The organism is Betaproteobacteria bacterium (assembly GCA_016713305.1).
Taxonomy (GTDB): domain Bacteria; phylum Pseudomonadota; class Gammaproteobacteria; order Burkholderiales.
On sequence record JADJPK010000004.1, the window covers coordinates 255,733 to 267,698 of the forward strand.

Here is an 11,966-nt window from a genome sequence, read left to right on the forward strand (position 1 = left end):
GGAAACGCAGGACAGCGCGGGAGAACCGGACCCCGCGGCAACGGACCGGCGGCCGGCGGCCTCGAGAAGAATCAGGCGGACAGCAGCGGGACGAGGCCGCCCTGGCGGTCCAGCGCGGACAGGTCGTCGAACCCGCCCACGTGGGTATCGCCGATGTAGATCTGCGGAACCGTGCGACGGCCCGTCCGTTCCATCATCACCACCCGCTGCTGCGGGTCGGTGTCGACGCGGATCTTGCGGATCTCGGTGACGCCCCTGGACTTGAGCAGCCGCTCGGCCGCGATGCAGTAGGGGCAGACGGCCGTGCAGTACATGGTGACGTCGGCCATGGCGCCTACTTCTCCGTGGGCATCCCGGCCTGTACCCAGGCGCCGATGCCGCCTTGCAGATTGAAGACTTCCTTGAAGCCGGAGTCCTTGAGAATCTTCGCGGCGCCCTGGGACCGGTTGCCGGAAGCGCACTGGACCACGATGGGGCGGTCGCGGAACTTGTCGAGTTCGGAGAGACGCGCCTTGAGGTCGCCCAGCGGAATGTGGCGGGCGCTGGGAACATGGCCGGTGCCGAATTCGGTCTGCGTCCGCACGTCGAGCACAAGGGCATCGCGGCGGTTGATGAGGGTGACGGTCTCGGCGACGCCCACCTGCGGGATGCCCGACATCATCTTGGCGATGGTCGGCACCAGGATGCCCACGCCGCTCACCGCGGCAAGCACGAACAGCCACCAGTTGCTGCTGACGAAACTCACGAATCCTCTCCCTGTTGCAACCCGGCAGTCACGGCCGGCGCGTGGCGCCCCGCGGCCTTCCGCCAACGTGCGGCCAACGACGGATAACTTGTCTCCGCGCGCCGCCACCACCGGCGAGCGTCGTCTTCACGACCCTGGGCGGCCAGCAGCAGCGCATGACGGTAGACGACGTCGGGCAGCGGAAAAACGACAACAACCTCTTCCGACAGCGCGAGCTTCTCGCTCATCCACTGCGGTCCGAAATCGATGCCGCGATGCAGCCCCACGCCGGCGTAGGCCCCCAGCAAGGAGAAACCACGCATCCGAGCGAGATGCGCCACCGCTTCCCGTGACGCTTGGGCAGGGCGGGACACATCGTCGAACGACCGCAGGAACCGGTAATCGATGACCACGGTCGAGAGGATCGCCGCACCGACTGCCAGGCTGCCCATCCGGACCCACCGCGCCGCGCGACCAAGCCCGAATTCTAGTCCGTGCCCCTCTGCGGCACCAAGCGCCACGGCGAACGGGCCGAGAAAATACGCGTACCACAGCGGATACTCCACCAGGCTCTGCACCGCGAGAATGCCGGCGACGCCCAGCGCCCACGCCCGTTCCGGTGTGGCCGGCCGCTTCGAGACGCGAACGAACCAGATCAGCAGGGCCGCAGCGGTCAGGGCGAGCCCTGCCAGACCGTACTCCGCAGCGATCTGCAGCGGCAGGTTGTGGGCGTGAAGCGTCATGCTGGTGGGCCGCGGCGCGGGCAACTCCGGCGCGATGGCCAGGAAACGCTCGGCGAAGTGGCCGTGACCCTGGCCGAACCAGGGCGCATCCAGGAACATGCGCCACGCACCGCGCCAGATCTGCAGCCGCTCTTCGCCGTCGTGATGCACGGTCTCGAAGCGGACGATGCCGCTGTGGCTCGCCCCGCCGGCATGCAGCAGACCGTTGCCCAGGTCGAGCAGCACAAAGAAGGCCGCCACGACCAGGACCACACGGCGGGCTTCCCTGGCCGCGCCGGCATCGAGCCGCCGCCCGAGCCACCAGCAGCCGGCAACGCTCAGCCCTGCCAGCAGCCAGGCGGAGCGGGAGCCGGTCACGGCCAGGCCGCAGGCCAGCATGGCCGCCGGCAGCCAGGCGAAGGATTCGCGGATCCGCCCCCGGGCACGCAGCCACGCGAGGGAGGCCGTCCCCAGCGCCATCTGGATCGCGAGATGGTTCGGCTGCCCCAGGTTGCCTCCGGGCCGGCCGTGCATCACGGGCAGGATCCAGGGCGAATCCAGTGCCGGATGCAACCACTGGACGAGGGCAACGGCGGAATTGGTGACCGCCGCCAGCAGCAGGGCCCAGGCGAACCATTCCACCGCCTGCCGGATGCCCACGTCGCACAACACACGGGCCGCGAGGCTCGTCAGCAAGGCCATCCAGGCAAGATAGGCAAGTGCCAGGCACGCCATCGCGGTGCTGGCGGTCATGCCTGCCCACCACTGAAGCGCAAGCAGCAACGCCCCCGCTGCGGGAAACAGGAGTGCGGCGGGCAGCGGCACCGTGCGACGTCCGCCGCCCGAGAACGCGGCCACCGCGGCGACGAGCCCGAGCAGCGCCGCGATCCACTCCGCTTCGAACGACGGGATGGGCTCCATTCCCAGTGGCAGCAAAGGGGGGACGAACATCATCGCCGCGAGGGCGGCGACGGCAAGTCTCGTGCTTGGCGATATGGCGCCGGATGCGTTCTGCATGGTCTCGCACTGGAAACGGTCGGTTCACGGACCCGTGAAGGCCTGCCTTTCACCTGAGCAGACCCCCCGGCATCGGGTGACCGGATAGAATTCAACGGTTTCTGTCAGCCAGAACTTGAGTCAACGAACGTCAGAGGATTTCCCGCATGAGCTACAAGATCGTGCTGCTGCGCCACGGCGAGAGCACCTGGAACAAGGAAAACCGGTTCACCGGCTGGACGGACGTGGATCTGTCGGAACAGGGGCGCGAAGAGGCACGCGAGGCCGGCCGGCTGCTGAAGTCGCTCGGCTACGAGTTCGACCTCGCCCACGTGTCGGTGCTGAAGCGCGCCATCCGGACACTCTGGCTCGCGCTCGACGAGATGGATCGCATGTGGCTGCCGGTGCAGCATTCCTGGCGGTTGAACGAACGCCACTACGGCAGCCTGCAGGGACTCAACAAGGCGGAGATGGCCGCGCAGTTCGGCGAGGACCAGGTGCTGGTCTGGCGCCGCAGCTACGACACCCCACCGCCTCCGCTGGAACGCACCGATCCGCGTTTCGCGGGCAACGACTCCCGCTACGCCGCGTTGTCCGGGACCGAGTTGCCGCTGACCGAATGCCTCAAGGACACCGTCGCGCGCGTCGTGCCCTACTGGGAACAGGTGATCGCCCCACAGGTGCGTTCCGGCAAGCGGATCCTCATCGCCGCGCACGGCAATTCCATCCGCGCGTTGGTGAAATACCTGGACGGCGTCTCGGAACAGGAGATCGTCGGGCTCAACATTCCCACCGCCATTCCCCTGGTGTACGAACTGGACGAGTCGCTTCGGCCGGTCAGGCACTATTACCTGGGCGACGCGGCGGCCATCGAGGCGAAGGTGAAGGCCGTGGCCGCGCAGGGCAAGGCAAAGGGTTGAGGCAGACCCGGACCCGTGCGGCAGGGCCGCCCGTGCCCCTGCCGCACGGCCTGCGGGGCCTCCTTCGCACAGGCACGCCGGCGAGGGCCCGGTCGTGAACTTGCGCGCCTTCATCCTGACGGCGGCGCTCGCCTCCTGGTCCGCCGCCCTCTGCGCAGCCCCGCCGAAGCAGGAACTCGACGAAGTCCGCAGCCGGCTGCAGACGCTGCAGACCGAATTGCGGGCGGCGGAGGAAAGCCGCGCCGAGGCAGTGGACCAGCTCCGCGCTTCCGAGCGCGCCATCAGCGACACCAACCGCAAGCTTCGCGAACTGGGCCGCCAGCGTACGGATCTCTCGCAGCGGCTCGCGCAGATCGAAGAGGAAACCGTGCGCACCCGGGCCGAGATCGAGCGCCAGCAATCGGAGATCGGCCGGATGCTGCACAAGCAGTACATGAACGGCCGTGCGGAACCCATCCGGCTCGTGCTGGCGCAGCAGGATCCCAACCGCGTGGCGCGGGACCTCCACTATCTCACCTATGTCTCCCGCGCCCGCGGCGAGGCCGTGACCGGCCTGCGCCGCAACCTCGATCAGCTCGCCCAGCTCGCCGCGGACAACCAGTCCCGCAGCGAGGAACTGGGCCACGTGGTAAAGACCCAGAGCGAGCAGAAGAAGGCGCTGGAATCGGAAGAGAAGGACCGGCGCAAGGCGCTCGCCTCCGTGTCGGCCGAACTCGCCAAGCAGCGGAAGGAATACGCCACCCTCAAGAAGGACGAGGAAAGGCTGACCCAGCTCATCGAGAAGATCGCCAAGGCGCTCACGAAGTCCAAGACCAAGCCGGGAGGCAAGAAGACCCTGGCGAACCGGGAGACCCCCACGCCGGACGCGGAGGGTGGAGACTTTCCGTCGCTGCGCGGCAAGCTTCGACTCCCCGTGGCGGGCGAAGTGGCGAGCCGGTTCGGCAGCCCCAGGGAGATGGCGGCTTCTCGCGCAAGGGGTCTTCATCCGGGCGCGTCAGGGACAGGAGGTGAAGGCGATCGCCACGGGCCGCGTGGTGTTCGCCGACTGGCTGCGCGGGTTCGGGAACCTGCTCATCGTGGACCACGGCGGCGGCTACATGAGCCTCTACGGCAACAACGAGGCGCTGCTGCGTCAGCCCGGAGACACGGTGCGCGCAGGTGACGTGGTCGCGTCGGTCGGCGCGAGCGGTGGCCAGGAAGAGTCGGGGCTATACTTCGAGATGAGGCATCAAGGCAAGCCGTTCGATCCGCTGCAATGGGCGCCGCCGCACTGAGCGCCCTCGTGCAGACCCGCCACTTCCGCTGCACTGCCGCGCACCCCGCTGAACGTAACGGCCGTGCCGGGGTCGAAATTCGGCCCGGCAGCGCAGGGAAGCGAGACCCTGCCGCGGCGTTGCGGGCAATGCCCGTGGCAGGCCCGCACCGTTCTTGCATATCATGATGAGTCGTTACCCGGAGAGCCGCATGGTCACACGTGTCAAACAGGCAGGGCTGGTACTGGCGGGCGCCGTCCTCGGCGTCATGGTCAGCCTGCATTTCTCGGCAGTCGCCCAGAAGGAACCCGGTCCGCTGCCGGTGGAAGACCTGCGCGCGTTCACCGAAGTCTTCGGCCGGATCAAGGCCGACTACGTCGAGCCCGTGGAGGACAAGAAGCTCATCAGCGAAGCCATCAACGGCATGCTGTCCGGCCTCGATCCGCACTCGGCCTACCTCGACGCCGATGCCTTCAAGGAACTGCAGGTCGGCACCCAGGGCGAATTCGGCGGTCTCGGGATCGAGGTCGGCATGGAAGACGGCTTCGTCAAGGTGGTCTCCCCCATCGAGGACACTCCGGCTTACCGGGCCGGCATCAAGGCCGGCGATCTCATCATCAAGCTCGACGACACCAACGTGAAGGGCATGACCCTGAACGACGCCGTCAAGCGCATGCGCGGCAAGCCCAACACTCCCATCACGCTCACCATCGTGCGCAAGGGCGACGCCAAGCCGCGAGTGATCACGTTGAACCGCGCCGTCATCCAGATCCAGTCGGTGAAGGCGAAGCTGCTGGAGCCGGGCTACGGCTACTTCCGCGTCACGCAGTTCCAGGAGCACACCGGGGACCTGCTGGCCAAGAACATCGACACGGTCTTCAAGCAGAGCAACGGCCAGATGAAGGGCATGGTGCTCGACCTGCGCAACGACCCTGGCGGCCTGCTCAACGCGGCCGTCGCCGTGTCCGCCGCGTTTCTCCAGCCCGGCACGCTGGTCGTGTACACCGAAGGCCGGACCGAAGACGCCAAGATGAAGCTCATCGCATCGCCGGAGTACTACCTGCGCGGCAGCCGCGACGACTACCTCAAGAAGCTTCCGGCGGACGTGAAGAAGGTGCCGATGGTGGTGCTGGTGAACGGCGGGTCCGCGTCGGCCTCCGAGATCGTCGCGGGCGCCCTGCAGGACCACAAGCGCGCGGTCGTGATGGGCACCCAGAGCTTCGGCAAGGGCTCGGTCCAGACCATTCTGCCGCTGGGCAACGGAACCGCCATCAAGCTCACGACCGCGCGCTACTTCACGCCGTCGGGCCGCTCCATCCAGGCGAAGGGCATCACGCCGGACATCGTCGTGGAGGAAGCGACGATCAAGGAGACCGAGGAGCAGGGCGTGCGCATGCGCGAGGCCGACCTGGGCCGGCGTCTGTCGAACCCGCAGGACAGCAAGGAAGCGCCGAAGGAAGACCCGGCCAAGAGCACGGCGCCCAAGGCCGCGGACGAACCGAAGACCGACACGCCGCCGGACGTCGTCTCCAAGAGCGACTACCAGCTCAACGAAGCGGTGAACCTGCTGAAGGCGCTCAGCATCGTCAACAACAAGAAGTGATCTTCTCCCGGAGGGCGGGGCGCGGCGGAGACCGCCGGCCCCGCCCTTCGTCCCTCCGGCGGTTCCCTTGAACGACGCGCAGCTTCTCCGCTATTCGCGCCACATCCTGCTCGACGAGGTCGGGATCGACGCCCAGCAGGCCTGGCTCGACGCCCGCGCGCTGGTGATCGGCGCCGGCGGTCTCGGTTCCCCGGTGTCGCTCTATCTCGCGGCGAGCGGCATCGGCCGTCTGACCCTGTGCGACCCCGATCATGTCGATCTCACGAATCTTCAGCGGCAGATCGTCCACCGCACCGCATCGATCGGCCGGCCCAAGGTGCTGTCGGCAGCGGAGACGCTGGGCGGGATCAATCCCGAGACCCGGATCGATGCCGTGCAGGAGCGGGTGTCGGGCGAGCGGCTGGAGTCGCTGGTCCGCGATGCGGACATCGTGCTGGACTGCTGCGACAACTTCGCGACGCGCCATGCCGTCAACCGTGCCTGCGTGAAGCACCGCAAGCCGCTCGTCTCCGGTGCAGGAGTGCGCTTCGATGGCCAGGTCGCGGTCTTCGATCTGCGCCATGAGGCCAGCGCGTGCTATCACTGTCTGTTTCCTGAATCCGCCGACGCCGAGGAGATGCGCTGTGCGGTCATGGGAGTGTTCGCACCCGTGGTGGGCATCATCGGGTCCATCCAGGCCGCCGAAGCGCTGAAGGTGCTGGGCAACGTCGGGCAGCCACTCGACGGCCGGCTCCTCATCCTGGACGCGCTCTCGATGCAATGGCGGCAGGTGCGCGTGCCCAGGGATCCCGAATGCACGGTGTGCGGAGGCGACCGGTCCCGCCTCACGGCCGAAGCCGCCGCATCCTGCAGGACCTGACGCGGCGCGTCAGCGCGCGTTCAGACAGAGCGCACCCAAGCAGCGCTTCACCCGCCGCATCGATTCGCGCGAAAGCTGAGCGTCTTCGGGCTGCCATCGCCACTCGGCGTCCACCGTCTGGGGTCTCGCGGCCAGTGCGCCCATCAACAGATCGGTCGATGTCATGACCACCCCGTAGGCGAAGTGCCCCAGGTCGCGCCGGGCAAGATAGGCGGCGTGGCCTGCCTCGAACTTCCATCCGCTGCCCGGCTCGGCCGCAGACGCCTTCGCGAGTTCCCCATGCAGGAGGTCCCGCAACGCACCGGGATCTTCGGCCATCATGGTGTCGAGACGGTCCCGGTCGTATCCCTGCGCTTCGAGGTGTGCCGCCACGCGCAGGAAGATCGCCGACAGATGCGTCTTGAGGTCCGCGCGGAGATTGCGCGCCACCGCATCCTCGAATGCGTCGGCGAATCGCGCGTCGTCACGATGGTTCGCGAACAGCGGCGAGAAGACTTCCGGACGCTCCCCGTACACGGCCAGGAAGGACGCGACCTTGACATCGCTCTGGCCCAGCGCCCCGGCGTACCTGGCGGCCTCCCCGAGTGCGTCGAATACGGGGGGCCTGGGCCGCGGAGGCGGCGCGGGCGGCTTCGGCGAAACCCGCAACGCCTCCAGCAGGTCGTTGGAAGTCTCCGGCGCCGCGTCGGGGGCGAGTTGCTGAGGACGCACCGGGATGGCCGGCTCCTTCGGCGGCGGCGGCGGATTCAGTACCTTCTGGAAGGCGGGCGAATTCGAAAGCAGGTGCGACAGGACGATCTCGTCCAGCTCCTGCACCAGGCCGCCGTCGTCATACCGGCCGTCGTCCACCGCCAGGGCCCGCGCAATGACGTAACGGTCGAGCCGCTTGCGTCCGGCGCTCTGCATGATGCCCAGGAGATTCCTTTCCTGTGCTACGACGGCAGGCGGGAGTGCGCTCATGTGACGGCCGGCGAGCTCCTGCAGGAGATCCCCCTTGCACGGTGCCGCAGGGGCGGGCGCGGCGGGCCGGACGGGACCGGCACTCCGGTGGATACCGGGCGTCCCGCCGAACCACAGGGCGGCGGCAAGCAGCGTCAGCGGAATGCCGGCGCGCAGCAGATCCCGGTGGCGCCCGGCCACCGGCCGTCGAAACGTTCGTCGCATTCGGTCGATCGTCAGAGCAGCAGCAGCCTGGTCTGGGCCTCCAGGTTCTCCATGGGACTGCGCTTGAAGCGGCTCTTGGCGAACTGGTGCCACTTGCCGATCACGAAGGCGATGATCACGTTGGCCTGGGCCGTGATGTCGCGATCCTGCGGAAGTTCGCCCTGGCTCACGGCGAAGCGCAACGACTGCTTGATCTGCGCTTCCACGCGGTCGTGCAGCTGGTTGATGCGCACCTGCAGACGCTCGTTCTCGTGGACGAGCGCGTCGCCGATCAGCACCCGGGTCATGCCCGGATTCTTCACCGCGAAACCGAGGAGCACCGGGACGATCGCGTCGGCCTGCTTGAGGCCGCTCGTTTCCTCGGCGGTGATCTTGTTGATGAGACCGAAAAGCGTCTGCTCGATGAACTCGATGAGCCCCTCGTACATCTGCGCCTTGCTGGCGAAATGCCGGTACAGCGCAGCCTCGGAGACTTCCAGGCGGGCGGCCAGCGCCGCCGTGGTGATCTTCTCCCCCGCCGGATCCTGCAGCATGGCCGCGAGCGTCTGGAGGATCTGGAGCTTGCGTTCGCCCCGTTTGACCGGCATCGGCGCTACCTCCCTTTGCGAATGCTTCGGACGGGCGCCGGCACGGTACCGGTGTGCCGCCGCGTCCCCGAACTCCGGCTAAGTTAGCACCCGCTCCGCCAGAACGCCAGCATTGAGGGTGCCCTGCAGGTTTTTCTGCCGAAAACTGGGTGCCCGGCCCCGCGGGCCGCTGGCGTCACGCCCGCACGCGGTACCCCAACCGGGGAAAATGCACGCACACCTTGCCCACCTCGGGGTCGTCCCGCAGCAGGGCGATGCGCTCGAAATCCACGTGGCGGACGATCCCCTCCACCGGCGGCTCGCCGCTGTCGATGTCCGGGGTGACCGTCACCTTCTGTCCCGGTATCAGTTCCTGGGGATCGTAGGGGTCGTGGTGCTCGGGCGTCATCGGCACCGCGGCGCGGGCGACCTCCATGGCCTCCTCCGCCGTGGTGGTGACGGGCCGGCCGTGACCGATGTCCTTGACCCGCAGTTCCCACGCCTCGAGGGACGGGAAACGGGCAAGCATGGCCGCGCCGCCGCTCCACCGGCCGCGGACGAACCACACCAGGTAGTAGCACGCCGCGTCGGAGACGCTGGGGGCATCGCCCAGCAGGAAACGCCGGCCGCCCCGCAGCCGCTCGTCGATCCAGGCGAACTGCGCACGGACTTGCGCGGCGAGGTGCGGGACGTCGTGCTTCAGTGCCGCAACGTCACCGTCGGGTCCGAGAAACAGCCGCGCCCGGTCCTTGGCGAACCCGTCCGGAAGCTGATCCGCATTCGCGCCCAGGGACAGCCGCACCGCATGCTCGAACACGTGGTCCGACCAGCGGTTGATCGCCCACGGCAATCCGTCGGCCCCGCCGGGGGTGAACGTGGGTTCGGGGAACCGGCGCTGGATCTCGCGCAGGATGCAGTGGCTGTCGCAGTAGATGTCCGCCCCGATCTGCATCACCGGCGTGCGCCGGTAGCCGCCCGTGAGAGGCATCACGAACGGCTTTGGCGGCACGCGCGGAATCTCCACCGAGCGCCAGGCGAGACCCTTGATGCCCAGGGCGATGCGGACCTTCTCCGATACAGGCGAGGGAGGATAGTGGTGCAGGATGATGTCGCTCATGAGGCGTCTCCGGAGTGGCGCTGCGCCCGATCGGCGCCGCGGCCTGATTCTAGGGAAGGTCTGATCGATGGTCGCGGATCGCGTGGCAGTCGGAAACGGGCGATGGCAAGGCCGGAGGCGAAGGCGGGTTTGGACATCCCGTCGAGCCGACCAACGCCGCCAGCGCCCGTTTCCGGCGCCACCCGAAGGGACGGGGCCCGGTGGGAAACATCCGCGCGCAACCCGGGACGCGGAAAAGAAACCGCTCCTCTGTGCCCGGACAATGCCGCCGGGACCCGGCCGCAGGCCGACGCTTCCGGCCCGGGTACCGGCACCGTCCCGGCGGCACGCCCTCCGGGCGCAGCGCCGCCAGTCCTCAGAGATGCCGCAACAGCGCATGCAGCCTCGTCACATCGCCGACCACGTGATCCACGCCCAGCGGGCGCCGCCCGCCCCGGCTCACCAGGACCGTCCGCATGCCCAGCCGCTTGGCCGTGACGAGATTCTCGGTGCTGTCCTCGATCATCACGCAGCGCCCCGCATGCAGGCGATGGCGCCTCAGCAGATGCTGGAAGCCGCGCGGATCGGGCTTGGGCCGGAACCGCGTGTGCTCGATGGTGAAGATGCCGTCGAAGACATCCTCGATCCGCAGCGCCCGCAGCACCGCGCGGCAATAGTGCTCGGGCGAATTGGAGAAGACGATCTTGCGGCCGGGCAGTCGCAACAGCACCCCGCGCAGCGCCGGATGGCCGATGATGAGGGCGTCGAGGTCCGGGAACTGATGCGTGTGCCAGAGAAAGTGATGCGGGTCGGTGCCGTGGTTGCGCATGAGGCCCAGCAGCGTCGCACCATAGCGCCGCCAGTACTGGACCCGCAGATCGTTCGCCGCGGACTCGTCCACCCCCAGATGGAGGGAGACGTAGTCCGTCATCGCCCGGTTCATGCGGGGGAAGATGTGGGGCGAGGCGTCGTGGAGCGTGTTGTCCAGATCGAAGATCCAGACGCGATCCGGAGAGGTCGATACCGTCACGTGCCGACGTTTCCTGTCGAGGTTGCGCGCGCGAAGCGGGCTGGCGGATGATTCATGCCCGAGCATACCCGAGCCGACCATGGATTCGCCCGACACGCTTCAAGCCCTGCGCGATGCGCTGCGCACCTTTGTCGCCGAGCGCGACTGGGACCAGTTCCACGCGCCGAAGAACCTCGCGATGAGCGTGATGATCGAGGCGGCGGAACTCGGCGAACACTTCCAGTGGTGCCGCACCGGCACGGCGGACGAGCTCCCCGCGGACGCGCGCGAACGGATCGGCCTCGAGATGGCCGACGTGCTGCTCTATCTCGTGCGGCTCGCCGACAAGCTGGACATCGACCTCGTCGACGCGTCCTGGCGCAAGCTCGAACTCAACGCGCAGAAGTACCCTGTGGACAAGGCAAAGGGCCGGTCGACCAAGTACACCGATCTCTGAAGCGGAACCCGCCGGCGAGCGGCACTGCGTAGCCTGAGGCCCCCGGGCCGTTCACGGCACCGATCCGGGCCCGCGAAGGCAGGTGCGGCGAAGGTCGCGAATCGTCCGGAGCGCCGCGCACAGGAACACGCATGGCGGCATCCGGCGGAGCCGGCCGGTCTCCCCGGGCCTGCCGGCCCGGCCCCGGACCGGCAGGCTTCCGGAAGCGCTTCCGGCCGCGCGGACGTTCAGCGGATGACCGACTTCGGCGAAGGCTCCAGCCGCGTGACCACGATCTTCGACCGGTCCAGCATCTCGTCGATGGACGGCTTGATGTCGGATGCCCACTTCGGATCCTCGTAGACGGCGGCGTACAGGGCCTTGCGCTCCTCTTCGCTCTCGAAGCGCCGCATCCAGACGTAGTGGTCGGGCTGCTCGGGGTCGCACCAGCTTCCCACGATCACCATTCCCCGCTCGATCTGGAACGGGATGATCTTCTCTTCCATGAACTTCACCCAGCGATCCCGCTTGCCGTCCTTGATGCGGTACTCGCGCAATTCGAAAAACGCCGCCATGAACCGGTCCTCCCGATGTGTGTGGAGCGCGGAGGATACTCAG

At 67.9% G+C, this 11,966-nt stretch carries 12 protein-coding genes and 1 pseudogene; 5 read left to right on the forward strand and 8 right to left on the reverse strand.

Going from position 1 to position 11,966, the window contains the following annotated elements:
- Nucleotides 1–71: 71 nt before the first annotated feature.
- The 3 genes from grxC to IPK20_01855 are packed head-to-tail and all read right to left on the reverse strand — an operon-like array spanning nucleotide 72 to nucleotide 2,463.
- Nucleotides 72–329, reverse strand: a complete 258-nt coding sequence (grxC, locus tag IPK20_01845) for a glutaredoxin 3 (protein MBK8015555.1) — start codon at nucleotides 327–329, stop codon at nucleotides 72–74.
- A 5-nt stretch (nucleotides 330–334) separates the two neighbouring features.
- Nucleotides 335–745 carry a rhodanese-like domain-containing protein gene (locus tag IPK20_01850; protein ID MBK8015556.1) on the reverse strand — a complete coding sequence of 137 codons (411 nt, stop codon included), beginning with the start codon at nucleotides 743–745 and terminating at the stop codon, nucleotides 335–337.
- On the reverse strand, nucleotides 742–2,463 hold the full coding sequence (locus tag IPK20_01855; protein ID MBK8015557.1) for an O-antigen ligase C-terminal domain-containing protein: 1,722 nt from the start codon (nucleotides 2,461–2,463) through the stop codon (nucleotides 742–744). Before IPK20_01855 ends, IPK20_01850 begins: the two co-directional genes overlap by 4 nt.
- A 146-nt stretch (nucleotides 2,464–2,609) precedes the next feature.
- On the opposite strand from IPK20_01855, the gene gpmA reads away from it, so the two are divergent.
- From gpmA to moeB, 4 genes and pseudogenes are all read left to right on the forward strand, one after another.
- The gene (gene gpmA, locus IPK20_01860; GenBank protein MBK8015558.1) at nucleotides 2,610–3,362 is read left to right on the forward strand and encodes a 2,3-diphosphoglycerate-dependent phosphoglycerate mutase; all 753 of its coding nucleotides are present in this window, start codon (nucleotides 2,610–2,612) and stop codon (nucleotides 3,360–3,362) included.
- A 415-nt stretch (nucleotides 3,363–3,777) separates the two neighbouring features.
- A pseudogene (locus IPK20_01865) lies at nucleotides 3,778–4,636 on the forward strand (peptidoglycan DD-metalloendopeptidase family protein).
- Nucleotides 4,637–4,826: 190 nt separating this feature from the next.
- The gene (locus IPK20_01870) at nucleotides 4,827–6,218 is read left to right on the forward strand and encodes a S41 family peptidase (GenBank protein ID MBK8015559.1); all 1,392 of its coding nucleotides are present in this window, start codon (nucleotides 4,827–4,829) and stop codon (nucleotides 6,216–6,218) included.
- Nucleotides 6,219–6,285: 67 nt separating this feature from the next.
- Nucleotides 6,286–7,077: a molybdopterin-synthase adenylyltransferase MoeB gene (gene moeB / locus IPK20_01875; protein ID MBK8015560.1), complete on the forward strand. Its 792-nt coding sequence runs from the start codon at nucleotides 6,286–6,288 to the stop codon at nucleotides 7,075–7,077.
- A 9-nt stretch (nucleotides 7,078–7,086) separates the two neighbouring features.
- Here the strand turns inward: moeB and IPK20_01880 are convergent, their stop codons facing one another.
- The 4 genes from IPK20_01880 to IPK20_01895 form a co-directional block, all read right to left on the reverse strand.
- Nucleotides 7,087–8,241 carry a hypothetical protein gene (locus tag IPK20_01880; GenBank protein MBK8015561.1) on the reverse strand — a complete coding sequence of 385 codons (1,155 nt, stop codon included), beginning with the start codon at nucleotides 8,239–8,241 and terminating at the stop codon, nucleotides 7,087–7,089.
- Nucleotides 8,242–8,252: 11 nt separating this feature from the next.
- On the reverse strand, nucleotides 8,253–8,828 hold the full coding sequence (gene slmA / locus IPK20_01885; GenBank protein ID MBK8015562.1) for a nucleoid occlusion factor SlmA: 576 nt from the start codon (nucleotides 8,826–8,828) through the stop codon (nucleotides 8,253–8,255).
- Nucleotides 8,829–9,003: 175 nt separating this feature from the next.
- A complete protein-coding gene (locus IPK20_01890; protein ID MBK8015563.1) occupies nucleotides 9,004–9,924 on the reverse strand; it encodes a glutathione S-transferase family protein in 921 nt (306 codons plus the stop codon).
- A gap of 355 nt (nucleotides 9,925–10,279) precedes the next feature.
- The gene (locus IPK20_01895) at nucleotides 10,280–10,999 is read right to left on the reverse strand and encodes a pyrimidine 5'-nucleotidase (GenBank protein MBK8015564.1); all 720 of its coding nucleotides are present in this window, start codon (nucleotides 10,997–10,999) and stop codon (nucleotides 10,280–10,282) included.
- 13 nt (nucleotides 11,000–11,012) lie between these two features.
- Here IPK20_01895 and IPK20_01900 point away from each other — a divergent pair, with 13 nt between their 5' ends.
- Nucleotides 11,013–11,369, forward strand: a complete 357-nt coding sequence (locus IPK20_01900; protein ID MBK8015565.1) for a nucleotide pyrophosphohydrolase — start codon at nucleotides 11,013–11,015, stop codon at nucleotides 11,367–11,369.
- A 227-nt stretch (nucleotides 11,370–11,596) separates the two neighbouring features.
- Here IPK20_01900 and IPK20_01905 read toward each other — a convergent pair whose 3' ends face one another.
- The gene (locus IPK20_01905) at nucleotides 11,597–11,923 is read right to left on the reverse strand and encodes an NIPSNAP family protein (GenBank protein MBK8015566.1); all 327 of its coding nucleotides are present in this window, start codon (nucleotides 11,921–11,923) and stop codon (nucleotides 11,597–11,599) included.
- Nucleotides 11,924–11,966: the final 43 nt, after the last annotated feature.